The organism is Rhizobium sp. BK418 (assembly GCF_004341105.1).
In the GTDB taxonomy this organism is placed as follows: domain Bacteria; phylum Pseudomonadota; class Alphaproteobacteria; order Rhizobiales; family Rhizobiaceae; genus Rhizobium.
The window spans coordinates 966927-992641 of record NZ_SLZK01000001.1 but is presented as its reverse complement, the minus strand read 5'-3'; the positions used below and the strand labels follow the sequence as shown (position 1 = coordinate 992641).

33 protein-coding genes are annotated in these 25715 nt (G+C 61.2%); 19 read left to right on the top strand and 14 right to left on the bottom strand.

What is annotated here, in order from left to right; all coding sequences use genetic code 11:
• The first annotated feature begins 104 nt into the window (after positions 1–104).
• The 4 genes from EV281_RS04930 (at position 105) to EV281_RS04915 (ending at position 3774) form a co-directional block, all read left to right on the top strand.
• Positions 105–686 carry a cation transporter gene (locus EV281_RS04930; protein WP_132651786.1) on the top strand — a complete coding sequence of 194 codons (582 nt, stop codon included), beginning with the start codon at positions 105–107 and terminating at the stop codon, positions 684–686.
• Between the two features lie 451 nt (positions 687–1137).
• Complete coding sequence (locus EV281_RS04925; protein ID WP_132651785.1) at positions 1138–2064, top strand: ABC transporter ATP-binding protein; 927 nt, start codon at positions 1138–1140, stop codon at positions 2062–2064.
• Positions 2061–2822, top strand: coding sequence for an ABC transporter permease (locus EV281_RS04920; protein WP_132651784.1), 762 nt, complete (start codon positions 2061–2063; stop codon positions 2820–2822). The genes EV281_RS04925 and EV281_RS04920 overlap by 4 nt, the downstream gene beginning before the upstream one ends.
• A 109-nt stretch (positions 2823–2931) precedes the next feature.
• On the top strand, positions 2932–3774 hold the full coding sequence (locus tag EV281_RS04915; protein WP_132651783.1) for an isocitrate lyase/phosphoenolpyruvate mutase family protein: 843 nt from the start codon (positions 2932–2934) through the stop codon (positions 3772–3774).
• An 8-nt stretch (positions 3775–3782) separates the two neighbouring features.
• Here the strand turns inward: EV281_RS04915 and EV281_RS04910 are convergent, their stop codons facing one another.
• Positions 3783–4337, bottom strand: coding sequence for an NUDIX hydrolase (locus EV281_RS04910; RefSeq protein ID WP_132651782.1), 555 nt, complete (start codon positions 4335–4337; stop codon positions 3783–3785).
• 112 nt (positions 4338–4449) lie between these two features.
• Between EV281_RS04910 and EV281_RS04905 the strand changes: the two genes are divergently transcribed.
• The 3 genes from EV281_RS04905 to EV281_RS04895 all read left to right on the top strand — a co-directional run bounded on the left by EV281_RS04905 (position 4450) and on the right by EV281_RS04895 (position 6766).
• Positions 4450–5094, top strand: coding sequence for a DUF47 domain-containing protein (locus EV281_RS04905; protein ID WP_132651781.1), 645 nt, complete (start codon positions 4450–4452; stop codon positions 5092–5094).
• The gene (locus EV281_RS04900) at positions 5094–6098 is read left to right on the top strand and encodes an inorganic phosphate transporter (protein ID WP_132651780.1); all 1005 of its coding nucleotides are present in this window, start codon (positions 5094–5096) and stop codon (positions 6096–6098) included. The genes EV281_RS04905 and EV281_RS04900 overlap by 1 nt, the downstream gene beginning before the upstream one ends.
• A gap of 107 nt (positions 6099–6205) precedes the next feature.
• The gene (locus EV281_RS04895; protein ID WP_132651779.1) at positions 6206–6766 is read left to right on the top strand and encodes an NUDIX hydrolase; all 561 of its coding nucleotides are present in this window, start codon (positions 6206–6208) and stop codon (positions 6764–6766) included.
• Between the two features lie 67 nt (positions 6767–6833).
• On the opposite strand, the gene EV281_RS04890 is transcribed toward EV281_RS04895, so the two are convergent.
• The 3 genes from EV281_RS04890 to EV281_RS04880 all read right to left on the bottom strand — a co-directional run bounded on the left by EV281_RS04890 (position 6834) and on the right by EV281_RS04880 (position 9068).
• Complete coding sequence (locus EV281_RS04890; protein WP_132651778.1) at positions 6834–7469, bottom strand: DUF1062 domain-containing protein; 636 nt, start codon at positions 7467–7469, stop codon at positions 6834–6836.
• Positions 7470–7888: 419 nt separating this feature from the next.
• The gene (locus tag EV281_RS04885; protein WP_132651777.1) at positions 7889–8599 is read right to left on the bottom strand and encodes a DNA helicase; all 711 of its coding nucleotides are present in this window, start codon (positions 8597–8599) and stop codon (positions 7889–7891) included.
• A 253-nt stretch (positions 8600–8852) separates the two neighbouring features.
• Positions 8853–9068 carry a hypothetical protein gene (locus tag EV281_RS04880; RefSeq protein ID WP_132651776.1) on the bottom strand — a complete coding sequence of 72 codons (216 nt, stop codon included), beginning with the start codon at positions 9066–9068 and terminating at the stop codon, positions 8853–8855.
• 47 nt (positions 9069–9115) lie between these two features.
• On the opposite strand from EV281_RS04880, the gene EV281_RS04875 reads away from it, so the two are divergent.
• The 7 genes from EV281_RS04875 (at position 9116) to EV281_RS04845 (ending at position 13976) form a co-directional block, all read left to right on the top strand.
• Positions 9116–9487, top strand: coding sequence for an NIPSNAP family protein (locus EV281_RS04875; RefSeq protein WP_165911836.1), 372 nt, complete (start codon positions 9116–9118; stop codon positions 9485–9487).
• Positions 9488–9584: 97 nt separating this feature from the next.
• The gene (locus EV281_RS04870) at positions 9585–9851 is read left to right on the top strand and encodes a PepSY domain-containing protein (protein ID WP_132651774.1); all 267 of its coding nucleotides are present in this window, start codon (positions 9585–9587) and stop codon (positions 9849–9851) included.
• Between the two features lie 3 nt (positions 9852–9854).
• Entirely contained in the window at positions 9855–10421 is a 567-nt protein-coding gene (locus tag EV281_RS04865) for a cytochrome b/b6 domain-containing protein (protein ID WP_132651773.1), read from the top strand.
• The gene (locus EV281_RS04860) at positions 10418–11095 is read left to right on the top strand and encodes a response regulator transcription factor (RefSeq protein ID WP_132651772.1); all 678 of its coding nucleotides are present in this window, start codon (positions 10418–10420) and stop codon (positions 11093–11095) included. The genes EV281_RS04865 and EV281_RS04860 overlap by 4 nt, the downstream gene beginning before the upstream one ends.
• Positions 11092–12414 (top strand): ATP-binding protein, encoded by a 1323-nt coding sequence (locus EV281_RS04855; RefSeq protein ID WP_132651771.1) that lies wholly within the window; start codon positions 11092–11094, stop codon positions 12412–12414. The genes EV281_RS04860 and EV281_RS04855 overlap by 4 nt, the downstream gene beginning before the upstream one ends.
• Positions 12415–12465: 51 nt before the next feature.
• Positions 12466–12996 carry an AAA family ATPase gene (locus EV281_RS04850; RefSeq protein ID WP_132651770.1) on the top strand — a complete coding sequence of 177 codons (531 nt, stop codon included), beginning with the start codon at positions 12466–12468 and terminating at the stop codon, positions 12994–12996.
• A 242-nt stretch (positions 12997–13238) separates the two neighbouring features.
• The gene (locus EV281_RS04845; protein ID WP_132651769.1) at positions 13239–13976 is read left to right on the top strand and encodes an SDR family oxidoreductase; all 738 of its coding nucleotides are present in this window, start codon (positions 13239–13241) and stop codon (positions 13974–13976) included.
• On the opposite strand, the gene EV281_RS04840 is transcribed toward EV281_RS04845, so the two are convergent.
• Positions 13939–14862 (bottom strand): LysR family transcriptional regulator, encoded by a 924-nt coding sequence (locus EV281_RS04840; protein ID WP_132651768.1) that lies wholly within the window; start codon positions 14860–14862, stop codon positions 13939–13941. The genes EV281_RS04845 and EV281_RS04840 overlap by 38 nt on opposite strands.
• A gap of 330 nt (positions 14863–15192) precedes the next feature.
• Here EV281_RS04840 and EV281_RS04835 point away from each other — a divergent pair, with 330 nt between their 5' ends.
• Positions 15193–16176, top strand: a complete 984-nt coding sequence (locus EV281_RS04835) for a squalene cyclase (protein WP_132651767.1) — start codon at positions 15193–15195, stop codon at positions 16174–16176.
• Between the two features lie 41 nt (positions 16177–16217).
• On the opposite strand, the gene EV281_RS04830 is transcribed toward EV281_RS04835, so the two are convergent.
• From EV281_RS04830 to EV281_RS04820, 3 genes are all read right to left on the bottom strand, one after another.
• Positions 16218–16598 (bottom strand): DUF4180 domain-containing protein, encoded by a 381-nt coding sequence (locus tag EV281_RS04830; protein WP_165911835.1) that lies wholly within the window; start codon positions 16596–16598, stop codon positions 16218–16220.
• 238 nt (positions 16599–16836) lie between these two features.
• Positions 16837–17274, bottom strand: coding sequence for an EamA family transporter (locus tag EV281_RS04825; protein WP_132651765.1), 438 nt, complete (start codon positions 17272–17274; stop codon positions 16837–16839).
• Positions 17275–17431: 157 nt separating this feature from the next.
• Positions 17432–17869 carry an Rrf2 family transcriptional regulator gene (locus EV281_RS04820; RefSeq protein WP_132651764.1) on the bottom strand — a complete coding sequence of 146 codons (438 nt, stop codon included), beginning with the start codon at positions 17867–17869 and terminating at the stop codon, positions 17432–17434.
• A 145-nt stretch (positions 17870–18014) separates the two neighbouring features.
• Here EV281_RS04820 and EV281_RS04815 point away from each other — a divergent pair, with 145 nt between their 5' ends.
• Positions 18015–18995, top strand: coding sequence for an alpha/beta hydrolase (locus EV281_RS04815; RefSeq protein WP_132651763.1), 981 nt, complete (start codon positions 18015–18017; stop codon positions 18993–18995).
• Here EV281_RS04815 and EV281_RS04810 read toward each other — a convergent pair.
• The 4 genes from EV281_RS04810 to EV281_RS04795 form a co-directional block, all read right to left on the bottom strand.
• Positions 18992–19834: an NAD(P)-dependent oxidoreductase gene (locus tag EV281_RS04810; protein WP_132651762.1), complete on the bottom strand. Its 843-nt coding sequence runs from the start codon at positions 19832–19834 to the stop codon at positions 18992–18994. The genes EV281_RS04815 and EV281_RS04810 overlap by 4 nt on opposite strands.
• 77 nt (positions 19835–19911) lie before the next feature.
• The gene (locus tag EV281_RS04805) at positions 19912–20613 is read right to left on the bottom strand and encodes a TIGR02281 family clan AA aspartic protease (protein WP_132651761.1); all 702 of its coding nucleotides are present in this window, start codon (positions 20611–20613) and stop codon (positions 19912–19914) included.
• On the bottom strand, positions 20610–20807 hold the full coding sequence (locus EV281_RS04800; RefSeq protein ID WP_132651760.1) for a DUF1289 domain-containing protein: 198 nt from the start codon (positions 20805–20807) through the stop codon (positions 20610–20612). The genes EV281_RS04805 and EV281_RS04800 overlap by 4 nt, the downstream gene beginning before the upstream one ends.
• Positions 20808–20825: 18 nt before the next feature.
• Entirely contained in the window at positions 20826–21605 is a 780-nt protein-coding gene (locus tag EV281_RS04795; RefSeq protein ID WP_132651759.1) for an adenosylcobinamide-GDP ribazoletransferase, read from the bottom strand.
• A gap of 145 nt (positions 21606–21750) precedes the next feature.
• Here EV281_RS04795 and cobT point away from each other — a divergent pair, with 145 nt between their 5' ends.
• Positions 21751–22767: a nicotinate-nucleotide--dimethylbenzimidazole phosphoribosyltransferase gene (cobT, locus tag EV281_RS04790; protein ID WP_132651758.1), complete on the top strand. Its 1017-nt coding sequence runs from the start codon at positions 21751–21753 to the stop codon at positions 22765–22767.
• 88 nt (positions 22768–22855) lie between these two features.
• Here cobT and EV281_RS31985 read toward each other — a convergent pair whose 3' ends face one another.
• Positions 22856–22990: a hypothetical protein gene (locus EV281_RS31985; RefSeq protein ID WP_281026250.1), complete on the bottom strand. Its 135-nt coding sequence runs from the start codon at positions 22988–22990 to the stop codon at positions 22856–22858.
• Positions 22991–23045: 55 nt separating this feature from the next.
• Between EV281_RS31985 and EV281_RS04785 the strand changes: the two genes are divergently transcribed.
• Positions 23046–23498 (top strand): EF-hand domain-containing protein, encoded by a 453-nt coding sequence (locus EV281_RS04785; protein ID WP_132651757.1) that lies wholly within the window; start codon positions 23046–23048, stop codon positions 23496–23498.
• Between the two features lie 190 nt (positions 23499–23688).
• On the top strand, positions 23689–24081 hold the full coding sequence (locus EV281_RS04780; protein ID WP_132651756.1) for a diacylglycerol kinase: 393 nt from the start codon (positions 23689–23691) through the stop codon (positions 24079–24081).
• Between the two features lie 13 nt (positions 24082–24094).
• On the opposite strand, the gene EV281_RS04775 is transcribed toward EV281_RS04780, so the two are convergent.
• The gene (locus EV281_RS04775) at positions 24095–25630 is read right to left on the bottom strand and encodes a HAMP domain-containing sensor histidine kinase (RefSeq protein WP_132652012.1); all 1536 of its coding nucleotides are present in this window, start codon (positions 25628–25630) and stop codon (positions 24095–24097) included.
• Positions 25631–25715: the final 85 nt, after the last annotated feature.

The following is a 25715-nucleotide window of genomic DNA, read 5'->3' as shown; positions in this document are numbered from 1 at the left end:
ATGATCGAGGCGATGCCAGGATGAGTCCCGACCCCTTGTGGGGAGGAGTTGGGACGGGTATTCAAAACACTAAGCCAGCGGGATTCGGGTAAGAGGTCGGCAACATGGAGCAGGCTCTTCGGCGCACCGTCTTGACGGTCGCGCTTCTGAACCTCGGTTATTTCGGTGTGGAATTTGCCGTAGCGCTGGCGATCGGCTCCGTCTCGCTGCTCGCCGACAGCGTCGATTTCCTCGAAGATGCGTCGGTCAATCTGCTGATCTTCTTTGCCATGGCATGGTCGGTGAAAAGCCGGGCGCGGGTCGGCATGGGCATGGCAGGCATCCTGCTGGTACCGGCGCTCGCCTTTCTGCTGACGGCATGGGGCAAGATCGTCCATCCGGTGCCGCCGCTGCCCTTGCCGCTGTCGCTTGCGGGGCTTGGTGCACTCGCGGTCAATCTCTTCTGCGCCTATATTCTTGCAGTCCACCGCCATGTCGGCGGCTCGCTGACGCGGGCTGCATTTTTATCGGCCCGCAACGATGCGGCCGCCAATGTCGCTATCATCGCCGCTGGTCTGGTAACGGCCTATCTCTGGCATTCGATCTGGCCCGACCTCATCGTCGGGCTTGCCATTGCGTTGATGAACCTCGATGCGGCGAGGGAAGTCTGGGAGGCGGCTCGGGAGGAGCATGCGGCGGTGCCTTAGGCTGCGTTTTTTCGGACGAAGCAGCCGACACCAGAAAAAGAAAGCCGGCACAGGGCCGGCTTAGACGAACGCGGCTGAACAGGGGATACTGGCCGGTTCCAGGCATTTCGTGACTGACAATAAATTTCACTACAACGCCGAGGCCAGCGGAGAAGGCGCAACGAGATCGCCATGAGGGCGGCTCCGCAAAGGGGTGGGCGGCGGGCGGATGCCGGTGCTGTCCTCGGGTGTGTTTATGAGGGACGAACATCACCGATTGATGACATCGGCAAGGGAGAGATGATTTTCTTTTCATCAGCCGATTTGCCGTGTGGATAGGCATCCGATACCGGCTATGATCGGCGGAAAGCGCGATGGTGTGAATTCTGTGTTCAGCCCCCTTGGGATGTCAAAGGTTCACAAAGGGGCTATATAGCGGGCGAAATTCGATCTGATATCCGCGAAGAGCCCCATGGCACCAATCATTTCCGTTAAAAACCTCACGAAAACCTATTCGAATGGCTTTCAGGCGCTGAAGGGCGTCAACCTCGAAATCGAGCGCGGCGAAATCCTGGCGCTGCTCGGGCCGAACGGGGCAGGCAAGACGACGCTGATCTCGATCATCTGCGGCATCGCCAATCCGAGCGGCGGCACCGTCACGGTCGACGGCCACGATGTGGTCAGGGATTTTCGCGCCACGCGCGCGATGATCGGCCTCGTGCCGCAGGAGCTGACGACCGATCAGTTCGAGACGGTGTGGAACACGGTCAGCTTTTCGCGCGGCCTGCACGGCAAGGGGCCAAACCCCGCCCATATCGAGAAGGTGCTGCGCGCCCTGTCGCTCTGGGACAAGAAGGACAATACGCTGCGCCAGCTTTCGGGCGGCATGAAGCGGCGCGTGCTGATCGCCAAGGCGCTGTCGCACGAGCCGACAATCCTCTTCCTCGACGAGCCGACGGCGGGCGTTGACGTGACGCTGCGCAAGGACATGTGGCATGTCGTCGAGCAGCTGCGGGCCTCGGGCGTCACCATCATTCTGACGACGCACTATATCGAAGAGGCGGAAGAGATCGCCGATCGCGTCGGCGTCATCAATGGCGGCGAGCTCTTGCTCGTCGAGGACAAGGTGGCGCTGATGGCCAAGCTCGGCCGCAAGCAGCTGATCCTCGAGCTCAACGATCCCCTGGATAAACTCCCCGACTGTTTTGCCGGCAACGGCCTGTCGATCGAGGCGGAAGGTAACAGGCTCGTCTATGAGTTCGATACGCGCAACGAGCACGAAAGCGTCGCCTCGCTGCTGACGCGGCTTGGCCAGAACAACATCAATTTCCGGGATCTTTCGACGCGCCAGAGCTCGCTCGAAGACATCTTCGTATCGCTGGTGGGAGCGGCAAAATGAACTTCGAGGCGATCAAGTCGATCTATTTCTTCGAGATGGCGCGCACGCGGCGCACGCTCCTGCAGAGCGTCGTTTCACCCGTTATTTCCACTTCGCTCTATTTCATCGTCTTCGGGGCCGCCGTCGGCTCGCGCATCCAGGAGGTGGAGGGCGTCTCCTACGGCGCCTTCATTACGCCAGGCCTCATCATGCTGACGCTGCTCGGCCAGTGCATCGGCAACGGCTCGTTCGGCATCTATTTCCCGAAATTTACCGGCACGATCTATGAGATCCTGTCGGCTCCCGTCGCCATGGTGGAAATCCTGATCGGCTATGTGGGGGCGGCGGCCACCAAGGGACTTATCATCGGCGTCATCATTCTCTTGACTGCCAATCTTTTTGTCGATGTGCGGATCGAGCATCCCTTCATGATGGTGCTGTTCTTCCTGCTGACGGCGATCAGCTTCAGCCTGTTCGGCTTCATGATCGGCATCTGGGCGACGAATTTCGAGCAGCTCAACCTCATCCCAATGCTCGTCGTGCCGCCGCTGACCTTCCTCGGCGGCAGCTTTTACTCAATCAACATGCTGCCGCCCTTCTGGCAGGCAGTCAGCCATTTCAACCCGGTGCTCTACCTCGTCAGCGGCTTCCGCTGGAGCTTCTTCGGCATTGCCGACGTCAACCCGCTGATCAGCCTTGGCATGATCTCGCTGTTTCTGGTGATATGCCTCACGACGCTCGGATGGATTTTCAAGACGGGATACAGGCTGCGCAACTGACGCATGGCGACGGCCAGCGGTGAAATCCGCTAAAGCAGCATTTGTTTGTTCATATTCTGTTCTTAGCTGCTAGGCTGTCTCTCACTGTCATTTGCAGAGGAGGAGAGTCGTGGCAGAACAGCAGGTGAAGTTCGAGCGACTGAAGGCATTGCATCAACGGAGCGAGGCATTCGTCATTCCGAACCCGTGGGATGCTGGCTCGGCGCGAATTCTGGCGAACCTTGGTTTTGAGGCCTTGGCGACAACCAGCGCCGGTTACGCCTTTTCGAAGGGCAAGCGGGATTCCTTCGCGAGCCTGACGCGCAGCGAGATCCTCGACAACGCTGCCGAGATCGTCGGGGCAAGCGATCTTCCGGTATCGGCCGATCTCGAAGACGGATTTGGCGCGGCACCCGAGATCTGCGCCGAGACGATCCGGCTCGCCTCCGCCATCGGGCTGGTCGGCGGATCGATCGAAGACGCCACGGGCGATCCGGCAAGGCCTATTTATGATCTCGCGCAGGCCGTCGAGCGTGTGCAGGCCGCCGCGGAGGCGTCGCGGAAACTGCCTTTCCTGCTAACGGCGAGGGCGGAGAATTTTCTCTGGGAGCGGCCCGATCTCGACGACACGATCCAGCGGCTGCAGGCTTTCTCGGCAGCCGGCGCGGATGTTCTCTATGCGCCCGGCCTGCCTGACATCGACGCCATCCGAACGGTCTGCGCGGCTGTCGACAAACCCGTCAATGTGGTGATGGGGCTGAAGGGGCCGCGCTACAGCGTTGCCGAACTCTCGGCGGCAGGTGTGCGCCGGGTAAGTGTGGGCGGATCCTTTGCGCGCGCCGCACTTGGCGCGCTGCTGCGGGCGGCCGAGGAAGTGAAGTCATCGGGCACCTTCACTTATGCCGCCGATGCGATCCCGGCGGCCACCCTCAGCCGGCTCATGTCGCAGGAGAAGCAGGTCGACCGAGAGTAGGCTGCTCATCAGCCCTTCTTCTTGCGCCGCCCCTTGTCGTGCCGGGGGCGGAAATCGACGAGCAGGGATTTCAGTTCGAGTTCGCGCACGCGCCGGGCCGCTTCGTCCGGGCTCACCCAGTCGAGCACGCGCTGGCCGACTTCCCTGAATTGGCTCTGTGCGGCCTCCACCTCGATCTGGAAGATATCGACGATACAGGGAACAACGTCGCCATCATCCAGTTCCTTGAGGTAGGTGTAGCGGCCGACCGGCTGTTTTCTGACGGTTCCGCGCACGCCGGCTTCCTCCCAGGCCTCTATGGCGGCTGCCTCATGCGGCTTCTTCTTTTTCATCGGCCAGCCCTTGGGAATGATCCAGCGGCCGCTGTCGCGCGTGGTGACGACGAGGACTTCGATTTCGGGGTGATCGGTCTCCGGACCGCCTTTCCTGTAGCGGAAGCAGAGCGCGCCATATTGCTGGCGAAAGGCGCCGGAGAACAGCTTCTCCGGTCGTTCTGCAAGCTGCTTCAGCAGGGGGCTTGATGAACCGGCGCGAGACTTTGCGCCTTTTTTACTGGATTTCATGACATCCAGCATTGCCAATTTTTACTTTTTCGATCAATTGCCTGCGACGGTTTATGACACATTTATGACATTCCCTCATGACCGTCGTGCACACAGGGAAGGATCGCCTGAGATGATGAGCGTGTTTCGCAAGATGATGCCGCGGGAGGACCGCTTCTACGAGATGTTCTGCAGGCATGCGAAAACCGTCGTAGCGGCAGCCGAAGCGATGGAGAAGCTCCTGAGAGGCGAGGCGGTCGAGGAGAATTGCGATCGCATCATCGCGCTGGAAGACGAGGCTGACCAGATTACCCGCGAGGTGCTGCTTGCCATCCGCCGCAGCTTCATCACGCCCTTCGACCGCGGCGATATCAAGGATCTGATCCAGTCCATGGATGATGCGATCGACATGATGCACAAGACCGTGAAGATCATTCGCCTCTTCGAGCAATCGCGTTTCGATCCGCTGATGCAGCAACTCGGCGGCGAGATCGTCAAGGCGGCGGCCCTGATGCAACAGGCGATAGGCCTGCTCGACAAGATCGGCGCCAATGCCTCGCGGCTTTCGACCATCGCCGAGGAGATCACACGAGTGGAAGGCCGCGCCGACGAGCTGCATGACGAAGGGCTGAAGGAGCTCTATCACCGCCATGGCGCCAGCGGCAATGCCATGGCCTATATGATCGGCAGCGAGATCTACTCCAATCTGGAAAAGATCGTCGACCGGTTCGAGGACGTCGCCAATGAAATCAGCGGCGTCGTCATCGAGAACGTCTGATGGAAGCCTCTCTTTCCCTTCCGCTGCTGATCGCTCTCGTCGGTGTGGCGCTGTTCTTCGATTTCCTCAACGGGCTCCATGATGCGGCAAATTCGATTGCGACCATCGTTTCCACCCGGGTTCTGCGGCCGCATTACGCCGTCGGCTGGGCGGCTTTCTTCAATTTCATCGCCTTCCTGTTTTTCGGCCTGCATGTCGCCGAAACGCTCGGCACCGGCATCATCGATCCCTCGATCGTTTCCCCGCAGGTGATTTTTGCGGCGCTGATGGGAGCGATCGTCTGGAACATCGTCACCTGGCTGTTCGGCATTCCCTCGTCTTCGTCGCATGCGCTGGTCGGCGGGCTTGTCGGGGCGGGATGGGCAAAGGTGGGCTTCAGCTCCATCGTCTGGGGCGGGTTGTTGAAGACGGTCGGCGCGATCGTCATGTCGCCGGCAATCGGTTTTCTGCTCGCGCTGTTCTTCGTCCTCGTCGTCTCCTGGCTCTTCGTGCGCCAGACACCCTTTGCGGTCGACCGCACCTTTCGCTTCATGCAGTTCATCTCAGCCTCGCTCTATTCGCTCGGCCATGGCGGCAACGATGCGCAGAAGACAATGGGCATCATCGCCGTTTTGCTCTTCAGCCAGGGGCAGCTCGGTCCGAGCTTCCATGTGCCGCTCTGGGTGGTCATATCCTGCCAGTCGGCCATGGCGCTGGGTACGCTCTTCGGCGGCTGGCGGATCGTTCACACGATGGGCTCGAAGATCACGAGGCTCAATCCGATGCAGGGCTTTTGTGCCGAAACCGGCGGGGCGCTGACGCTGTTCGGCGCGACATGGCTCGGTATTCCCGTGTCGACGACCCATACGATCACTGGAGCGATCATCGGCGTCGGCGCCGCGCGGCGTCTTTCGGCCGTGCGATGGGGGATAGCCGGCAATATCGTGATTGCCTGGGTCATCACCATGCCGGCTGCCGCTGCCATTGCCGCCGCCTGCTATGGCATTGCAAGCCTGTTTGCCTGACAGCGGGGGCGTTCGATGCGCTCATACCCTAATTTTGCGGGTCGCTATTTTCGATTTTCTGTTGCGCTCTATTCTCTATGCAAGGAAAGGGAGAAACCGAGCGGCCTATGCATCCACCCAGGCATCCACCTGAATTGAACGCGAAAATGCCGGCGAGCGCGGGTGGCCGCAAGGTCGACCAGAGTGGCGCCATCTGCTGCCGGGTCGAGAGGGGCGGAAAGTTGAGTGTTTTGCTCCTCACCAGCCGGGATACCGGACGATGGGTGATCCCGAAGGGCTATCTGCAGAGGAAGGAAAAGCCCTATCGCTGCGCCCAGCGCGAAGCATTCGAAGAAGCGGGTATCATCGGCAAGGTCAGGAAGAGGCCCCTTGGCTACTACACCTACCTGAAGGATCAGGAGACATCGCTGGCGGTTTCGGTCCACCTGCTGCGGTTCAAAGAGGAAAGCGACCGCTTTCCGGAATGCACCCAGAGGCGGAAGATCTGGATTGCTCCGGCAGAGGCGGCTCTGCTCGTCGAGGAGCCCGAGCTGCAGGCGCTCTTCCGCTTGATCGATGCGGACAATCCGCTTACGTCGCAGGACAGGCTGAAGCCGCGCCGGATTGCCGGGCGGCGGCCAACGGCCGACGCGGCAGTCTCGCTCGCCACGTTGCCGAGCTCGCACTGACAGCATTCGACCGATGCGGAATGCGCATTGGAGTGACGAAGGCCCGACATGCGGGCCTTCGATTGTTTTACCGGGGGCTGCCTGTCGCCAAAGGTCCCCAGGAGAGCTTCCGATCCGCTGTCGTCGCAAGGTCGATCGTCACCTCGGTACCGCTCCTGATACGCCGCCGCAGGATATCGGCGCGATCAGGACTGACCTGTAGCAGGCCTTTCTCGTGGAGCGTCTGGAGCCGCGTACGCGAAAACTTGAGCTCGCATGCCAGCAGACGGTCGAGGCGTATGCTCGCAGGCAACGGCACCAGCAGTTCGATTTCCAGCCGCGTCCAGCCGACAGCTTCTCGCATCACCTGCCTGGCGATGTCGAATTCAGGGAATTCGTCGATGCGCTGCGATTTGCGTTTCAAGGCATCGAGGTTGAAGCTCTCCATCCGGATCCATTCGACATCGTTGGACTGCAGCGCTTCCAGAGTGGCCGGATCGATATCGCGGACGTTCTGGCGCTCGAAGAGCGGCCGGTTCCACGTCTTGTCGCAGGTAAGGCATTTATAGATCAGCCAGGCATCCAGCTTGCGGCCGTTGGCATTGAGCCGGGTCTTGCCGCTAGATTGAAAGGCTCTCAATCCGCCGCATCCGCCGCACGCTATCCAGGGTTGGGGAGCAGTTTTCGGCGTAACAGTCCATCGAACCCGTAAAGTATCGCACATAAGCCTTGGTCTTCCGTTCGGAAGTCCACCAAGATGGCGCGAGAGAATACCTTGAGGGCGCGGTGTGGCGATGCCTTGGGTGGTTGAAGAGCAGACACAGCGGGGCTGCACTGGCGATCGGAACAATGCCAAACCGGTCTCTTGCCACCACCCGATGAACGCATTCATACGCCGACAGCTGTCGCTGTCAGGCCGTACGGGTGAAACTGGATTGAGACCGGTTCTTACTTAGGCAAAGTCTACCTCGATGCGCCAATGCTCTTCGACAGCAGGGATAGCAAATGGTTTGGCTGAATGGGAGCGTCATATCGCAGCTCCGGCGCGGGAGCTGCGATATGCGGCATTTATGCAACTTTGTGCTGAAGGTGCGTGCGTTGCAGCCGAGAGCCGGCGCCCAAGCGAGGCCGGCCCCTTTGGTTTTAAGCGACGTGCTGAAGCTGGACTTCGCGATCGTGCAGGAAGCAGGCCTTGGTGAAGAGCCTGAGATCAAGCTGGTTCGGCAGGCGGATATCGGTCAGATCCGGTAAGCCCTTGCTCTCGGCCTCGAAAGACCGGTCGATCTGCGAGATGAAGGCCAGCACGATACCGGTTTCGCGGGCAAAGCTTCTGATGGCGGTCACTTGTTCCGAAAGGCTCGGCTTGATGCGCTGCTGGTCGAGGATCTGCAGATAGTCAATGACAGCGACCGTTCCCCGTGGGGCATCGGCGAGATGGCGCATGATGTAATCGGCGCTGATCTCGTCCGAGGTGACGATCTCCACCTTATCGCCAAGCGCTTCCCCTTCGGGCAGGGCGTGGATGCGCTTCATGGTCTGCTTTTCGGTGTATTCGAGCGTGAAGAAGGTCGCCCTTCGCTCCTTTGCGACGGCATCGAGCAGAAGCTGCAGGCCAAGCAGGGTCTTGCCGTGGCCTGGACGGGCGGCGATCAGCAACAGGTCGCCATCCGCAAGCTGTGACAGCATGGATGTTGTCGATCCCTCGATTTCATAGCGCGAGGCAAGCAGGCTCCAGGCCGGAAAACCTTCTTCCTCCGCGATACGGTCCAGCGCCTGATGGAGCGGAATCGTATCGGTCCGCGCCAGCACTTTCGCCCGGCGCTTCAATTGATAGATGGGTGCAGACAATTTCATTGAAACCTCCATTGCGAGCCGGAAACGCAACCCCTCCTTATGCGGTGCTCGAACAGATGGTTCTGTCGTGGATTACCCCGCATGGACGATGCTTCCCGGATGGAGGGAGGAGGCTTGGGTGGAGCCTTGCTCAAGAGGTAGCGGGATCAGCGATTCGCGACAAGCGGGAAATGACGGGAGGCGGCAGGGGCTGGGGCTGACGCCGATATTGCGCCTGTTGCGCCTCCCTGAGGAGCGGCCGCCAGGACCGGCATCAATCCGTCACACCTGCAATATCCTCCTGAATAAACTTGATCAGCATCAGGCTCGCGCATTGACTGAGCAGGCGGTCCCGTTCGTCGGCGAGATCGTCCTCGAAACGCCGGCAAAGCCGCTCATAGCTCTGCCGGAGCGGCGAGGCGGGCAGGTATTTCGCTTCCATGCGCAGCCGCGTTTGCTGCAATTCCGTCAGATCTGGCACTGTGCGCATGGCCGGCGTCCTCTTATGAGCTATATGCTGACATGGGAGGAATATCCTTGAAGTCGACCATACCCGTCACCTGCGAGGTGCGCTATCGCCTCGATCCGAAGAAACGCACTGAATTCGAAGCCTATGCCGAGATCTGGGTCCGGCTGATCGAACGCTATGGCGGAACGCATCACGGCTATTTCATGCCGCGAGAGAAGCCTCATGGGGCGGGCTTGAGCTTTCCCGGCGCCGGGGTGGATGGGGCGGGCAATATTGCAATCGCTCTTTTCACATTCCCGGACGAGGAGACCTACCTCGGCTACCGCGCCAGTGTTGCGACCGACCCGGACAGCATCGCGGCCAATGCGCGCTTCGGGGCCGATCCGCCATTCAAAAGTTACGAGCGCCTGTTCCTGCGACCGTTACCGCGCGGCGACTAGACGACAGCCAGCTGCCGACATAGACAGCAAACAGACAGCTTCGCCGCGCTACCCCTCTGCCGTCGCCCGACATGGGCAGCAGCAAAAGGGTCAAATCATGAAGCTGAAACTGATCGCCGCTCTTACCATCCTGTCGCTCTCGCCGGCCTTGGCGTTTGCAAGTCCAAGCTGCACGAAGGAGCCGAAATCCAAGTGGATGCCGGAGGCTTCCATGAAGGCGAAGATCGAAGCCATGGGCTACAAGGTCAAGACCTTCGAGGTCACCGGCAATTGCTACGAGATCTACGGCAAGGATAAGGACGGCGAACGCGCCGAGGTCTATTTCAACCCGGTCTCCGGCGACATCGTCCAGAAGGGCGATTGAGCCATGACGGTCATCTCGTCGAAGAAGGAGGGCCTCGAGCCCTCCGATACCGTCCGCAGGACGATCAGGGTGTGGGATCCGGTCGTCAGGCTGTTTCACTGGACTATCGTCATGGCTTGCGTGCTCAATCTCTTCATCCTCGAGGAGGGCAAATACTGGCACCGCATCACGGGTTATGTCGTCGCTGTGGCAATTGTCATTCGCATCCTCTGGGGTTTCGTCGGTACAAAATACGCTCGCTTTTCCGATTTTCTGCCAACGCCGCGCAGGGTGAGGGATCAGATTCTGGACATGATCGACGGCAGCGAGAAACGTTACCTGGGTCACAACCCCTTGGCATCGGTGATGATGCTTGCGCTGATGGCATTGCTGGCGGCAACGGCCCTGACCGGCTGGATGACGACGCTTGACGCCTTCTGGGGCGAAAAGTGGCTGGAGAAACTGCACGGCACTATTGCAAATGGTATCATGGTGCTTGCCTTCGCTCATGCGGGAGCCGCCATCATCGAAAGCTGGAGACACAGGGAAAATCTCGTCTGGTCGATGGTCACGGGTCGAAAGAAGGCATGAGGATACTGCTGATCGAGGATAGTTCCCGGCTTCGCGAGCTGCTTTGCGAAGCCATCCGCGATGCCGGCTGGAAGATCGACGCTTTCGCGTTGGCGCAGGAGGGGCGGCTTGCCCTTGCGGGAACGGACTACGATCTGCTGCTTCTCGACCTCGGTCTGCCCGATGAGGACGGGGTCACATTTTTGCGGTCGCTCAGGGCCGCCAAGGTCCAGATGCCCGTTCTGGTGCTGACGGCGCGCGGCGCGGTTGACGAACGCATCGCCGGGCTCGATGCCGGCGCCGACGACTATCTCGTCAAACCCTTTCACAATGGCGAGCTGATCGCCCGCATCCGGGCGCTGACCCGGCGCGCGCCGGTCACCGCCATGCCGGTCCTGGAATTCGCAGCGCTGCAATATGATGTCGCGTCGCGGCGGGTGACCTGCGGCGACGCCGAGATCGCGCTCGCACCTTCCGAAAAGGGTCTGCTTGAACTTCTGATGCGCAATGGCGGTCAGGTGGTGCCCAAGCCGAAGATCGAGCATGCCTTTTCGGAATTCGGCGACGAGCGCAGCAGCAATGCGGTGGAGCTTGCGGTTTCGAGACTGCGCAGGAAGCTTGACGGACACCCGACCAAGGCGCTGATCGAGACCGTAAGGGGCGTCGGCTATATGATGCGGGAGGCGCGTGGTTGAGCCTGAAATCACCGACATTGGGCGCAATCCTGACGCGGCGCATCGCTTTCTTTGCGGTGCTGGCGATGGTCGTGCAGCTCGCCGTGATCTTCTCCGACTATTACTGGAATGTCGGCGAGCTTTCGCGCCTCTTCGTGGAGCAGGAGACCGAGCGGCTCGCCGCCGGCATCACGGCGGAGGAGAACGACACTGTGCGCTACCGGCTTCCCGATAGTGTGCAGGGGCGCTATGGGCAGGCGCAGACCGGCTACGTGGCGCGTATCCGCGGGGCCGATGGCGAGCTGGTGTTCCAGTCATGCGATGCGGCCTGCGAAAGCCGTTTCCTGCCGCCCGATGTGAACCCGCCGGATTTCTGGCTGCGGTCGCTTTCACCGGGCAAGCCGCTGACACTGGTCGGAGGGCGGGCCTTCACGGTCGGCGGTCAGCATTTCTTCGTCGATGTCGCGACGATGGGCGATCTCCAGGATGTCATATCGGATGTCCTCTGGAACGAAGTGATCGCCCATATGATCGTGCCGATGAGCATCCTTCTGGTGCTGGTGCTCGGTGCCACGCTGCTCTCCGTACGCCAGGCGCTGAAGCCCGTGCGGATCGCGGCCGAGGCGGCGGAACGGATGGATCCGATGGATTCGCGCTCGCATCTGCAATTCCAGGACATGCCGCGGGAAGTCGCCCATCTCGCCGAGGCGGTCAACCGGGCCTTCGAGCGTGTCGGCGAGCTGATGAAATCCCAGAAGATCCTAACGTCGGGCATTGCGCATGAGGTGCGAACGCCGCTTGCGGCGATCAAGCTGGAGCTCGGCCATATCGACCATCCGCGGGCACGCAAGGCGGAGGCCGATCTCGACGATCTCGTGCGCTTCGTCAGCCAGATCACCGCGCTTGCGAGGCTCGATACGTTCGATCACGGCATGTTCGAGGAAATCGACCTCGTCGAACTTTCATCCGATGTCGTCAAGCAGCTGGCTCCCTGGGTCTATGAGAACGACCATTCGCTGGAACTCTCCGCGCAGGTCGATTCGGCTATCGTCCAGGGTGTGCCGGCCCTGCTGAAGGATGCCGTGCGCAACCTGATCGACAATGCCGTTCGCCACACGCCGGCACATACCGCCATCGTCGTGCGCGTGAGCCACAATCTGATCCGTATCGAGGATAGGTGTCCGGAGGGCATCCGGCAGGGCGCCGATCTCCCTGCCCATGCCGATGGAATGGGGATCGGCCTCAAGATCGTGGAGCGCATCGCCGCAATACACAGGGGTTCGCTTCGTTGCTCCGCCTACAGGCAGGGTCACGCCTTCGATCTGGAAATCGGCACATAGCCGCGTCTGCGCCGCGCCTCCTTTCGCATCATCTGTCCTTCGGAGAGTTCCATGATCAAATCCGTCGTCATTACCGGCTGCTCGGGCGGTGGGAAATCCACGCTGCTCGAAAAACTTTCCCGACGCGGTTACGCCACCGTCGAAGAGCCGGGACGCCGGATCGTGACGGAGGAGCTGGCCGGGCAGGGCGCGGCCTTGCCGTGGGTCGATCCGGTGGCCTTTGCCAGAAGGGCAATGGCGATGGCGCTCGAGGATCAGAGGCTGGCAGAGAGGCAGGCGGGCTGGACGTTTTTCGACCGCGGTCTGATCGATGCCGCCTCTGCGCTTCAGGCCTTTACGGGAGAGGCGACGCTGGAGACGCTGCGGGACCGGCACCGCTATCACCAGACGGTTTTTCTGACGCCGCCCTGGCCGGAGATCTATATCAACGATCCCGAGCGGCGGCATGGATTTGAAGAAGCGGTTGCCGAATATGAGCGATTGATCGCGGCCTATCCCGAAATCGGCTACGAAATCGTCATCCTGCCGAAGGTCGATGTCGCAGCGCGTGCAGATTTTTTGCTGAGCCGGCTGCCGGCCTGATGACTTTCCGGAACCAGATGTGACGCGGCTCGTTTTTACCGTACGTGGTGACCGCTCGAGAAGGTCGAACATCACTGGCGATCGCCGCGTTGATCCTGCAACTGAAGGCCCTCGGCTCTACTGCTGAACCGAGGGCTTCTTTCTCGGTGCCGCCGGATTTTCCGATGGCACCATCGGTTTCTCCCGTTTTTCTTCCAGTCCGGCGTCGGGCATCAACTCTCCCAGTCAAGAAGGAGACGCAGATGACGGATATCAGAATTGAAGGCGCCGAGATCACCATCGTGGGCGGCAGTTCCGGTATGGGCCTGGGGCTGGCACAGCGGCTACTCGATGAAGGGGCGCGCGTGACGATTGCAGGGCGCAATGAGAAAAAGCTCGCATCGGCGCGAGAGGCACTCGGCGATCACGGGAGGCTTCGGACCGCTGTCCTCGACCTGACACGGGAAGAAGAGGTCGCGGCTTTCTTCGGCGATCGCGGGCCGGTCGATCATATCGTCAGCACGGCGGCGGATATCGAGGGGGCTTATCAGCTTCTGCCGGATATCGAGCTTGGCGCGGCACAACGGGTGGTCGAGAGCAAGTTCTACGGGCCGCTGCTGCTCGCCAAATATGGCGCGTCCTGCCTGCGGCCATCGGGCTCGATCACCTATACGTCGGGTGTCGCGGCCTATCGGCCGGCGGCGCGGGGTACCGTGGTCGCGGCGGTCAATGCAGCGCTCGAAGGGCTGGTGCGCGCGTTGGCCGTGGAACTCGCACCCATTCGTATCAATGCCGTGTCACCGGGCTGGGTTGATACGCCGATCTGGCGTTTCGTCGCCGGCGACGCCAGGCAGGCGACGCTTGAGGCGATGGCGAAGCGCCTGCCGGTGGGCCGTGTCGGCAGATCCGAGGACATTGCCGATGCGATCCGCTTCCTGATCGGAAACGGTTTTACCACAGGCACTATCCTGCACGTCGAGGGCGGGCATCGGCTGGTCTGACCGGTCGCAGATCTTCGCTGACCGCGGTAAGCAGCAGGGAGAGCGCCGACGGCTGGACCCGCCGGCGGCGCCACAGCACGATCAGGGAGGCTGCCGGCGGATTGCCAGGCCAGGGTAATTCCGTGATGTCGCTGTGTTTCGCATCCGCGCCAAGTGCGAGGCGTGGAACGAGGCCATAACCGGCACCCGATGCGACGAGGCGGATGATCGTCGCGATACTGTCGGCCTGGGTTACGATCCGGGGCCTTGCAATACCCGTTTCGGCAAAGGCGGTCTCGAAGAGGCGGCGATAGACGCAACCGGTTTCGGTGGCAATGAAGGATAGATGACTGATCTCCACGAGACTTTTGGGGGGCTCTGCCTCCACAGCGCGGCCCGATATCAGCACCAGCGGTTCGCGCGAGACCAGCCGGCTGACGAAGCGCTCGTCCCGATCTCCGCGATCGAAGGTGAAGGCGATGTCGATTGAGCCGTCTTCCAGCCGGTGCTGCAATTCACCGCTGCCGCCGATCTTTAAAGTCAGACCGATATCGGCATGGGCCTGGCGAAAGCGCGACAGGAAGGGCGCAAGCTTTTCCGTCGCAATGGTTTCGAGTGTGCCTATCGTAAGTATCTGCTCGCCAATGCCGGCAGCAGTGCGAACCGCTGCCATGGCTTCGTCGTTCAGCGCTAGGATCTCTTCCGCATAAGCCTTCAGCATATCACCGGGTGGTGTCAGCGAAACACCCTGACGCGAGCGCTCGAAAAGCTGGACACCCAATTCCTCTTCCAGCGCCTGCATCTGATCGCTGAGGCTCGACTGGGCGAGGTGCGCCTCACTGGCGGCGCGGGTGAAATTGCCGTGCCGTGCGACCGCAAGGAAGGTTTTCAGTTGGCGTGGATTCATTCTGGGCTCCAGTTGCGGCCAGCAACGGTCGTCACCATGCTCGGGTTATCGCGGAATTCAGTCTGTTGATTGACCCAGATTAACCGGAGTAGGTGAGGATTGCGATCTCTTTACTGGGCAGGACGATCAGTTGGGCTTCAGGGACTGCCTGAAAACCGTTATTCCGCAAGACAATTGCATAGACGATTTTGAACGGCAATTATCGGATGCAGCTTCAAGGAGGAGCTGGCTCCAAGAAATACTGTTCCACCGCCGGCTCTGTGATGTTGACGACAGTCGCCGGCTTGGCCAAGCTGCGGCGGTGTTTGCAAGCGACAGGGAGCCTTGCCGATGCCGTCAGAGACATCCGTGATCGACTGGCTGCTCGCCTCCGATCCAGCCATCCGCTGGCAGGTGCTGCGCGATCTCCTGGATGCGCCGGAGCCCGTCTGGTCTGCCGAGCGGCAGAAGGTCGAGACCGAAGGATGGGGCGCCCGGCTGCTCTCCTATCAGGATGAGGACGGGCAATGGGCGGGCGGCTCTTTTGTGCCCAGCGATTTCACGCGAGAAGAGTGGCAGGCGACCGGTCAACCATGGACGGCGACGAATTTTTCGTTGACGCAGCTGCGCGAATTCGGGCTCGATCCGAAATCCGAGCGGGCGAAGGCGACTGTCGCGCTCGTCGGCGCCAATTGCCGCTGGGACGAGGGCGGCCAGCCCTTCTGGGAGGGCGAGGTCGAGGAATGCATCAATGGGCGCACGGTGGGTGACGGCGCCTATTTCGGTGTCGATGTCTCGCCCATCGTCGAGAGATTGCTCGGTGAGCGGCAGGCTGATGGCGGCTGGAACTGCGAGCGGGCGCGAGGCTCGGTGCGCTCCTCATTTCATACGACGATCAATGTGCTGGAGGGGCTCTTGGAGTTTGAGCGGGCGACCGGCGGCACGGCGCAATCGCGGGAGGCGCGGCGCTCGGGCGAGGAATATTTGCTGGCGCGACATCTGATGCGGCGGCTCAGCACCGGCGAACTGGTCGATGAGACATTCCTGCAGTTCCTGCATCCGAACCGCTGGCGCTTCGATGTGCTGCGGGCCCTCGACTATTTCCGCGCCTCGGCGATGCTGACGGGCGTCGCACCCGATCCGCGTCTGACGGAGGCAACTGAATACCTCCGCTCCCGCCGGCTTGAGGATGGACGCTGGCCGCTCGACTGGCGCGCATCCGGCCGGACATGGTTCGTGATGGATGACGGTGAGGGAGAGCCCTCACGCTGGGTGACCCTGCGGGCGCTGCGTGTGCTGAAATGGTGGGACGACTGGAAGGCTGCCGTTGCGTGATGCTTATTATGGATTTCACATTGTCGCAGTAAAACCGTGGCTTATGCCGGTGTGCTGAAAGCCGAGAGCCTCGCCTCGAACTCTTCCATTGTATCGAGAAACCAGCAATCCGTGCCGTAATTGGCTTCAAGAACAAAGTTTTGCAGCGCCTTGCTGGCGGCCAACGGGTCATCGATCCAGCCGATGATGGCGACGCGCAGCCGGTAGTTCACGAATTTCTGGATCGTCGCGCCGGCAATGCCGGACCGGAGCGTCAGGAAACCGTCTGGCAATAGAGCGATTGGCAGCACCACCCAATCGACGGCTTCGCTGAGTGCGTGACTGATAAGGTCGTCAATGCCGCTCGCGGCCGCGAGCTGTTTGCTGTCGGGGTCGCAAACAAGTACGCGAAAGCCGTGCAGAAGCCTGATATCGTTGCTCATGGAATCCCCTCCTGTCATCGGCGGTCTGTCTTCAAAAAACCGTCGAAGCTATTCGACGGTTCCGCCATATCCGGGTCAGCACGAGCTTCTCACGGGTCTGGGACTCGGGGTTTTCCCGCCAATATGCGTCAATCCGGGTGCGGATCGCTGCCGGCTTGCTTCGTCATCGAAGGACGAAGGGGACGACCTGCTGATGACCGTCATCTCCCGCCGCTACAATTGCCGGGCGGAACAGGCGTCAGGCATTGCTGACGAGGATCGCGCCGCCGATGATGAGCAGCGTGCCAACCGACAATTTCAGGAGATCGACCTGCGAGGCCTCGCCCAGAAACACCGCCCCCACAGCCAGTGTCACCAACACGTTGCAACTCCATATCGGCGCAAGCTTCGAAACCGGCACGCCATAGGAAAAGAGTGCATAGCTGATGAGGCCGGTGCCGAGCGCAAAGCAGATGCCGGCAAGGGCGGCGAAGCCGATGCCATCAGGTGTCCACGGTGCCGGACGCCAGAGCAATGCGGCGATCGCGCCTGCGATGGCGAGCGTCAGCCCGAAAGTAATGAGATAGGCGGAAGAGCCGGCGCCGGCCACCGCACTCTGCTTCTGAAAAATGGCGGTGATGCCCCAGAAGATGGCGGGAGCCACGCCGCCGACGAACAAGGGCCAGAATGCATTCATCGTCAAACTCCTGTCGCACCGGACACGCCAAGCCTTTGGAAAAGGCGATCGGGATTGGGTGCCACCAGACTAGGAGTTTCTTCTTGTTCTTTGTGGTCTTGTTGTTTTGCTGAAAATTGGCAGATTCACCGGCCATTCGCAAGCGCACCGGTGGGCGTCAGCCAGCCTTTCCGGCTCTGGCCGAAGCCATGGCGGTCTCGCCGATTTCGGCGAGCGTCACCTTCTGGAATTCCCGCTCCAGCGTCTGTTCGGCACTTTCAAAGGCGTGCTGCAGTTTGGCATTGGCGGCGCGCTCGACAGGGCAAGACGGGTGATCGTTAGAAAGCGGCGCATCGAGAATCGTTTCACCTTGCAGGGCGCGTTGCACATCGAGAATGGTGATATCCGCGAGCGGTTTTGTCAGCGACCAGCCGCCGCCGCGGCCACCTTCCGATTCGACGATGCCGCATTGGCGCAGCGACGCCATGGTGCGGCGAACGACAACGGGGTTGGTGTTTAGCATCTGGGCAATGCGTTCGCTCGTTTCCCGGCCGCCCAGCAATCCCATATGGACGAGAACATGGATCATCCGCGCCAGTCTTCCGTCTTGCCGCATCTGTGCCTCCCGATAGCGTAACAAATGATGTTACGATCTATTGACTCCTGTTTTCTGTAACGTAAAAAGATACGGAATAAAAGATTCAACACTGCCCGGACACCATTTTTCCGGGTGCGACGGCCCTGGTATCGAGGAGGCAGAGATGCAGCAGCGCGTGATTGAAACCGCAACCTTGAGGATGAACATCACTGAGGCCGGCGAAGGGCCGCTGGTGCTGCTCTGCCATGGGTTTCCGGAGACCTCACATGCCTGGCGCCATCAAATCAGCGCACTTGCCGAGGCGGGCTTCCATGCGGTAGCGCCCGATATGCGCGGTTATGGCCGTACCGAAAGCCCCCGCGAGACCGGCGTCTATACGATCGTCGATCTCGTGGCCGATATGGTCGCGCTCCTCGACGCGCTCGGCGAGGAAAAGGCTGTCATCGTCGGCAATGACTGGGGTGCAACGGTCGCGTGGCAGGCGGCGCTGATGCGCCCGGACCGGTTCCGCGGCATCGTCGCCATAAGCGTTCCCCTGATGGGCCAGCCACCCGTGCCGCCGACGAAAATCTTTCCGGCGACGCCGGATCACCTGCTCTATGTGCTCTATTTCCAGGAGCCGGGAGTGGCAGAAGCCGAGTTCGAACGGGATGTGGACGTCACGCTGCGCAAGATCTACAGCGCGGCCAGCGGTGACGCCGGTCCGCGGTTGCCGGGTGACCGAACGCCCAATCCGTTCGGGATGGTGTCGCGCGCCTCCGGTCTGCTCGCCGATCTGCCGGAAAGCGAAAGCCTTCCCGGCTGGCTGCCGCAGTCCGATCTTCAAGTCTTTGTCGATGCGTTCGAGGAGTCGGGTTTTCGCGGCGGCCTGAATTATTATCGCAATCTCGACCGGAACTGGGAATTGCAGAAAGCCTTTGCAGGCAGGAAGGTCGAGATCCCGGCGCTGTTCATGACCGGCGAACGCGATACCGGCCTTGCTATTCCCGGCATGCGGGAGATCATCGCGGCGATGCCGGCGCTCGCGCCTCGCCTGCGGACGACGCAGTTCGTGCCCGGTGCGGGCCATTGGTTGCCGCAGGAACAGCCGGAGACGGTGAGCCGCGCGATTGTGGATTTCATGCGGGGCTTGTCACCGGTCTAATGCCGGTTCTCCAGCATCCGGTCGAGCGTGGCGATCAGTTCCCGACCCTCGGTCCGATCGTCGGCGATCGCTTGGAAGATCCCGGCCATGCCCTTGAAGATGAGGGCAGCGGGATTGTCTGCGCCGAGGAATTCGGAGATTTCCTCCATTTCCGCCACCCAGCGATAGGCCTTGGGATACATGTCCGGAATTGAGTGGCGCAGGCGCTGCAAATGCTCGGCCTGGCTTTCGGCCAGTTCCACCTTCAGCGCCTCGCTGGCGCCATTGCGGGCAGCCGCAAGCAGCATCGCGGCAGACAAGCCGGTGATGCCCTTGTTGATGCCGGCGTAACACATCTTCAGGGCCGAGGCGGCACCGACCGGGCCTTTTACCGGGCGAATCTTCAGGCCGAAACGGGAGAGCAGGTCGGGCTCGCCGGCGAGTTCGCCGCTGAGGCAGATGACCGGACCGGCCTTGCCCGATACCGGCGGGCCGCCGATGATCGAACCGTCGATGATTTTGACGCCTGACGGTGCGAGTTTTGCCGCAAGCGCTTCCATCGTCTTCGGACTGATGGCATTGAGATCGACGAAGGCCGGTTTCTTCGCGGATTCCCGCAGCACGGGAGCCACGAGATCCGCCACCTTTTGTGCTTCGGCCGGCGGAACGATCGAGAGGATGATATCGGCCTCGGCAAAGGCCGAAAGCGGCGCAGCCAAGAGGCCAGCGGCGCGGGCGCGCTCGATTGTCGCTTCGCGGCCCTCCAGAAAAGTGATGACCTTGGCGCCGGACTCGGCGAGACGGCGGCCGACGGCGCTACCCATGGCGCCGGCGCCGAACAATGCGATGGTGGTGGACATTGGCGGATGAGACCTCTTTGGCGGAGATCGGCGGAGGTTAGGGCGGCTTGGTCGCTCCCGCAAGGCGGATGCGGCCGTTAGTCCCGCATCCTCAGCTCATCCGTCTGCATCTGCAGCGAGCCCAGGGTTTCGAGGAAGCTCATTCCAAGCAGACTCTGGTCAAGCCTGCCGTCTTCGGCGACGGTTGCAGCGACATTGCTGCGCAGGATCGGGCCGATCGCCACCTGATCGAGGGTAACGGGTGCTGCGCGGGCGCGGCCATTGGCGGTCATGACAGTCATGGAATAGGTGAGTTGCTTCGGATCAATGCCGATGCGCTGCGCATCCTCATGAGAGAGAGCAACCATGCTGGCGCCGGTGTCGACCAGCATCGGCACGGACTGGCCATTGATCGAGACTTCGGCCTGGAAATGGCCGTTCAGCATCTTGTGCACGATGACCTCCTGGCCGCCTTCGCTCGTCGTGACGACGACAGCGCGGCCGGGCATGAGGCCGGCGAGCAGACGATTGCCGACAGCACTCGCATCCTGGCGATAAAGATAGGCGGTGGCGAGCGCCAGGATGATGACGAGCCAGATCATCAGCTGCCGCATGGTCTGGCCGATATTGCGGCGGCTGCCCCAGATGCCGGCAGCCAGCATCAGAGAGAGCGGCAGCAGGTAGACGAAGCGGCCGAAATCATCGCTCTCCAATCCGAAAATCCGGCTCTGATCACTGTTGAAGAGCAGGATGGCAAGGCCGATGCCGATGACGGCAAGCAGGAGGATGAGGCGCATCAGCCCGCCACCTCCAGCGTTCTCATCGGTTCGGACGTTAGGGCGGCGAGGCGAGCCGGCAGGTTCTGCATGATGGCCTCGCGCTCTTCATCCGACATGCGCATCCAGCCGGCGATTTCACGTGTTGTGCGGCCGCATCCGGTGCAAAGACCAGTGAGAGGATCCAGGCAGCATACGCGGATGCAGGGTGTTCGCATGGACGATATATCGGGATTTCAGAGGGCCATGGCAAGTGCGCAGAAGGCTGCGAGCTCGCAAATCTGCTGAGTGGCTCCGAGCGTGTCGCCGGTATGGCCGCCGAGCCTGCGACGGATGAACCAGGTGAAGGCAAGCGTGGAGATGCCAGCGCCAAGAAGGGCGGCGACGAGCGGCTGAAGACCGAGCGCCGGCCAGATGAGCATTGCCGTCGCAAAACCCGCGGACACGAGGGCGATCTGCATCGCCGGCTCGGCGGGGCTTCCGGCGGAGGCAGCGAGCCCATCCGACTTTGCGGGAGGAAGGCGCTGCCAGTGCCAGGTGATCGCCCCGCGGCTGAGGGCGGCGACGGCAGGAATGGCAAGTGCGGCAGCAAAGGGCGGGGCTTCACGGGCAACCGCTGCGAGCGCGGAAGCCCTGAGTGCGAAGGAAAGGATGAGGGCAATTGCACCGTAACTGCCGATGCGGCTGTCTTTCATGATGATCAGGCTCTGTTCGCGCGATTTGCCGCCGCCTATCCCGTCCGCCGTATCGGCAAGCCCGTCCTCATGGAGCGCACCGGTCAGGATCGTCTGCACGGCAAGCGCCACGAAGGCCGCCATCAGGCGGTCGGCATGAAACACGAGCATGAAGAGGAAGACGAGAGCGGGCAGGGCGCCGATGACGAGACCGGCGAGCGGGAAGACACGCACGAGCCGGCCAAGCTTGCCGTCATATCCGGCAAACAGCCATGGCGGTAAGGGAATGCGGCTCAGGAAAGCCACGGCGCGGGCGGTATCGAGCACTGTATTCTTGATCATTCTCTGCAGTCCCCGCTCTCACCAGCGCTTTTGTCATTACGCGGCTTTTTGACATTGTGAGCCCGGGCCGGTCGCTTTAAGAGAGTCGCCAAGCAAAGAACCCGATTTGCCGGGAAAAGACAAGAATACAAGGAAAGCCATTCAGATGAGCGTTTCAGGCCTGCCGTTCGACGATTTTCGCGCCCTTCTTCGTGACCTGCCGGGACCGGACGCCCGCGCGCTGGTCGCCGCCCGGGAACGCGACGCGCAACTGACGAAGCCGCCGGGTGCGCTTGGCCGTCTGGAGGAAATCGCTTTCTGGCTCGCCGCCTGGACGGGCCGGTCGCCCGCCGTCAACCGGCCGCTGGTGGCGATCTTCGCCGGCAATCACGGCGTCGTGCGGCAGGGCATCACGCCGTTCCCCCCGGAAGTCACGCAGCAGATGGTGGAGAATTTTGCCGCCGGCGGGGCGGCGATCAACCAGATCTGCGTCGCCAATGATCTCGGCCTCAAGGTCTTCGACCTGGCGCTCGATTACCCGACCGGTGACATCACTCAGGAAGCGGCCCTTTCCGAGCGCGATTGCGCTGCCACCATGGCTTTCGGCATGGAAGCGATTGCCGGCGGCACGGACCTGCTCTGCATCGGCGAAATGGGCATCGGCAATACGACGATTGCAGCCGCGATCAATTATGCGCTTTACGGCGGAACGGCGCGCGACTGGGTTGGTCCGGGCACGGGCTCGGAAGGCGAGATGCTGGAGCGCAAGATCGATGCCGTCGAGCGTGCCGTGGAACTGCACAGCGATCACCTGGGCGATCCGTTTGAGATCATGCGCCGGCTTGGCGGGCGCGAGATCGCAGCGATGGCCGGCGCCATCCTTGCGGCGCGCATGGAGCGTATTCCGGTGCTGATCGATGGTTATACTGCGACCGCTGCCGGCGCGATCCTGCGGGCGGCCAATCCTTCCGCGCTCGACCACTGCCTGATCGGCCACGTGTCGGCTGAGCCCGGCCATCTGCGGGCCATCGAACAGCTCGGCAAGACGCCGCTTCTGGCGCTCGGCATGCGGCTTGGCGAAGGCACGGGTGCCGCCCTTGCCGCCGGCATCGTCAAGGCGGCGGCCGCCTGCCATTCCGGCATGGCGACGTTCAGCCAGGCCGGCGTTACCGGCAAACACTAAGGGTCGAATTCCCCTCGGAATCGGGAGCGAAGTCCGTCGGATCGCTCCCGCCGCACCGCTCCACGCAGGTGGATTCGGGCGGCGCCAATCAGGCGAGATGACCGGTATCGTTACGGCATTGTTGACCTGAATCAAGTATGATCGGCAGGAAACCGTCTACCGTCAGACGTGTCGTCTTGGTCGCATGGACAGTTTCAATGATCGCAACTATCTTCGATTTCATCGGCCGGCGCTTCGGCTGAGCAGGGGAACGGAGCCGCAAGCAAAGGAGAAACGACATGAGAATGACGAGCATTCCAAACGCAGTCCTGCTGGCCGCGCTAATTGTGACCGGCGGAGCCGGTTCCGCTTTCGCGCAGACGAACGAGACGGATCCCCATCATCCCTTGAATATGTCGCAAGCGGCCCCGCAATCGGGAATGGGAGGCATGATGGGACAAGGCCAGGGGGCAATGCCGGAAGGACAGGGCATGATGTATGGCGGAATGACGGGCGGGAATATGATGGAGCCCGGCATGATGGGTGGGCACATGATGCAACCGGGCGGCGGGATGCCGATGATGCGCGGGTTTATGATGAAGGTCATGTTCGCGATTGCCGATACCGATGAGGACGGCGCTCTGTCGTTCGAGGAAGTGACGGCTATCCATAAGCGGATATTCGACGCTGTGGACGCGAACAATGATGGCAAGGTTACGCCGGAAGAGATACGGGCGTTCTGGCTGCAATAGGTCCCGGGTCCGGATCGATAATCCCCAGGCTTTACGGGAAAATGCGTCGGAGGTTATCCGCCGCTCTCGGGCAGGAATCGAAGCCCGGCCGGCGCATTGCTTGCGCTGAGACCGGGGAAGCGATATCTGCGTATCCGCTCATGAATGAAAGCGCCGGCAAGAAGGCCGGCCTGGAGGAAACGAGGCGCCGTTGACGCAACCTGGGACGAAACCTGCCGTAACCAAGGAAACGGGATTTCGCCACTTCATAGCTGCGGCCGGCTATTCCTGGGCGGGGTTCCTGCGGGTCTTCAAGGAAGCGGCCTTCCGGCAGGAACTCGGTTTTTTCGTCGCGGCACTGATCGTGCTTTTCCTCATCCGCGCCGATGCTGCCGAATTCGTCGTCACGACGCTGCTTTTCCTCGGGCTCTTTTCCATCGAGGCGATGAATACGGCTGTCGAGGAAGTGATCGACCGAATTTCACCTGAAATTTCCATCGTCGGCAAACATGCCAAGGATCTCGGCTCCTTCGCCGTGACCTGCATGATTGCCGCATGCTGCCTTTATCTCGGCTTCGTCATCGTAAGGCACCTGTTCTTCTGAACGAGTACGTTGACTAGGCGAAGCTGCGGCGCTTCTTGACGACCGGCTGCGCCTCTTCCACGGCCGGAATGCTCTGCAACACGCGCTTGGCCGGCAGGATGGCGATGACTTCGGTGCCTTCGCGCAGCTTGGATTTCAGGACGAACTGGCCGTCATGCTTGGCGAGGATCGCCTGGACGATCGGCAGGCCGAGGCCTGTGCCCTGTTCGGCGCTCTTGATGGCGATCGAACCCTGGCCGAAGGCCGAGAGTACAATCGGGATCTCATCTTCGGGAATGCCGGGGCCGTTATCCCTGATTGAAACGTACTGGCCGCCGCCGGCAGTCCAGCCGACCTTGACGTTGATTTCTCCACCCTGAGGCGTGAATTTCACGGCGTTGGAGAGGAGATTGAGCACGACCTGGCGAATGGATTTCTCATCCGCCCAGATTGCTGGAAGCTGGCGTTCGACCTGATCGTGAATGATGATGTTCTTGGCCCGCGCCCGAAGTTGCACCATACCGATGCAGTCTTCGGCAATATCGAGCAGCGAGACCGCTTCTTCGCTCAACTCATACTTGCCGGCTTCGATGCGCGAGAGGTCGAGGATTTCGTTGATGAGATCGAGCAGATGCTGGCCGGAACGATGGATATCGCCGGCATATTCCTTATAGGTCGGATTTGCGAGCGGCCCCATGACCTCCGCCGACATCACTTCGGAGAAGCCAAGAATGGCATTCAGCGGCGTGCGAAGCTCATGCGACATCGAGGCGAGGAAGCGCGACTTGGCGAGGTTTGCTTCCTCGGCGCGGCGCCGCGCCTCGTCCGACATGGATTTTGCCACTTCCAGCTCGGCGATCAGATCGTCCTTCTCCGACTGGAAGGAGAGGATCTTCAGACTGGACTGAAAAAGCCGATCGCTGATGTAATTGAAGAAGACCACTGTCGTGGTGAAGACAGCGGCCAGACAGACTTCCAGAATGTCGCGTGACAGGCCGCTTTTTGCGGCGAGCGCCACGACCGCCGGCGCAAAGCCGACGAGCACGGCTGGGGTCAGCATGAAATTCGACATGGTGGTGACCGACAGCGCGATCAACAGCGTGGCGCCCTTATAGAGCGTGAAGCTGGAGGGTTCGCAGGCCGAGCAGCTCTGCAGGGCAAAGATTGCCCAGCAGCAGCCGATCAGAAACTGGCCGGCCAGCAATAGTTTGCGCCAGCGGCGCACGCTATCTGCAGTCATTTCCTGCTTCCTGGCACGACGCGCCAGAAGGATATTGACGGTATGACAGGTCAGCGTCAGCAACGCCCAGAAGAAAAGGCTCGTATCCTCGGTGAAGTAGGTACCGAGTGCCGCGACGATGATGACGAAGAGCGGCATGATCGCTGCGCCCTGCAGCACCGCAGCGACATACATCCGCAGCACGTCACGATCGAAAGCAGAGCGGGAAGCATGGCCAGATTGCAGGCGTTCGCGCGTCTGCCGCACAGCCCTGGATACCGCTTTGTTGCGGTGGCCGCGCGACTTGTCGACAATAATCTTGTCGGTTGATGTGCTGACGCCGGTACTCATGTGCACGTTGAAACTTTTCCTGCAGATGAATAAGAGCTTAACCGGAAATTCTTAAGAAGATGTTTGCCATCTTTGCCAAGGGTTT

Coding starts and splice junctions, on each gene's coding strand:
- EV281_RS04820 (WP_132651764.1), bottom strand. CDS start 17,869: ATGCGGCAAGACGGAAGACTGGCGCGGATGATCCATGTTCTCGTCCAT.
- EV281_RS04870 (WP_132651774.1), top strand. CDS start 9,585: ATGAAGCTGAAACTGATCGCCGCTCTTACCATCCTGTCGCTCTCGCCG.
- EV281_RS04835 (WP_132651767.1), top strand. CDS start 15,193: ATGCCGTCAGAGACATCCGTGATCGACTGGCTGCTCGCCTCCGATCCA.
- EV281_RS04900 (WP_132651780.1), top strand. CDS start 5,094: ATGGAAGCCTCTCTTTCCCTTCCGCTGCTGATCGCTCTCGTCGGTGTG.
- EV281_RS04880 (WP_132651776.1), bottom strand. CDS start 9,068: ATGCGCACAGTGCCAGATCTGACGGAATTGCAGCAAACGCGGCTGCGC.
- EV281_RS04815 (WP_132651763.1), top strand. CDS start 18,015: ATGCAGCAGCGCGTGATTGAAACCGCAACCTTGAGGATGAACATCACT.
- EV281_RS04905 (WP_132651781.1), top strand. CDS start 4,450: ATGATGAGCGTGTTTCGCAAGATGATGCCGCGGGAGGACCGCTTCTAC.
- EV281_RS04890 (WP_132651778.1), bottom strand. CDS start 7,469: ATGTGCGATACTTTACGGGTTCGATGGACTGTTACGCCGAAAACTGCT.
- EV281_RS04860 (WP_132651772.1), top strand. CDS start 10,418: ATGAGGATACTGCTGATCGAGGATAGTTCCCGGCTTCGCGAGCTGCTT.
- EV281_RS04825 (WP_132651765.1), bottom strand. CDS start 17,274: ATGAATGCATTCTGGCCCTTGTTCGTCGGCGGCGTGGCTCCCGCCATC.
- EV281_RS04785 (WP_132651757.1), top strand. CDS start 23,046: ATGAGAATGACGAGCATTCCAAACGCAGTCCTGCTGGCCGCGCTAATT.
- EV281_RS04910 (WP_132651782.1), bottom strand. CDS start 4,337: ATGAAATCCAGTAAAAAAGGCGCAAAGTCTCGCGCCGGTTCATCAAGC.
- EV281_RS31985 (WP_281026250.1), bottom strand. CDS start 22,990: ATGAAATCGAAGATAGTTGCGATCATTGAAACTGTCCATGCGACCAAG.
- EV281_RS04800 (WP_132651760.1), bottom strand. CDS start 20,807: ATGCGAACACCCTGCATCCGCGTATGCTGCCTGGATCCTCTCACTGGT.
- EV281_RS04930 (WP_132651786.1), top strand. CDS start 105: ATGGAGCAGGCTCTTCGGCGCACCGTCTTGACGGTCGCGCTTCTGAAC.
- EV281_RS04795 (WP_132651759.1), bottom strand. CDS start 21,605: ATGATCAAGAATACAGTGCTCGATACCGCCCGCGCCGTGGCTTTCCTG.
- EV281_RS04920 (WP_132651784.1), top strand. CDS start 2,061: ATGAACTTCGAGGCGATCAAGTCGATCTATTTCTTCGAGATGGCGCGC.
- EV281_RS04895 (WP_132651779.1), top strand. CDS start 6,206: ATGCATCCACCCAGGCATCCACCTGAATTGAACGCGAAAATGCCGGCG.
- EV281_RS04845 (WP_132651769.1), top strand. CDS start 13,239: ATGACGGATATCAGAATTGAAGGCGCCGAGATCACCATCGTGGGCGGC.
- EV281_RS04775 (WP_132652012.1), bottom strand. CDS start 25,630: ATGAGTACCGGCGTCAGCACATCAACCGACAAGATTATTGTCGACAAG.
- EV281_RS04810 (WP_132651762.1), bottom strand. CDS start 19,834: ATGTCCACCACCATCGCATTGTTCGGCGCCGGCGCCATGGGTAGCGCC.
- EV281_RS04865 (WP_132651773.1), top strand. CDS start 9,855: ATGACGGTCATCTCGTCGAAGAAGGAGGGCCTCGAGCCCTCCGATACC.
- EV281_RS04830 (WP_165911835.1), bottom strand. CDS start 16,598: ATGAGCAACGATATCAGGCTTCTGCACGGCTTTCGCGTACTTGTTTGC.
- cobT (WP_132651758.1), top strand. CDS start 21,751: ATGAGCGTTTCAGGCCTGCCGTTCGACGATTTTCGCGCCCTTCTTCGT.
- EV281_RS04850 (WP_132651770.1), top strand. CDS start 12,466: ATGATCAAATCCGTCGTCATTACCGGCTGCTCGGGCGGTGGGAAATCC.
- EV281_RS04840 (WP_132651768.1), bottom strand. CDS start 14,862: ATGAATCCACGCCAACTGAAAACCTTCCTTGCGGTCGCACGGCACGGC.
- EV281_RS04925 (WP_132651785.1), top strand. CDS start 1,138: ATGGCACCAATCATTTCCGTTAAAAACCTCACGAAAACCTATTCGAAT.
- EV281_RS04885 (WP_132651777.1), bottom strand. CDS start 8,599: ATGAAATTGTCTGCACCCATCTATCAATTGAAGCGCCGGGCGAAAGTG.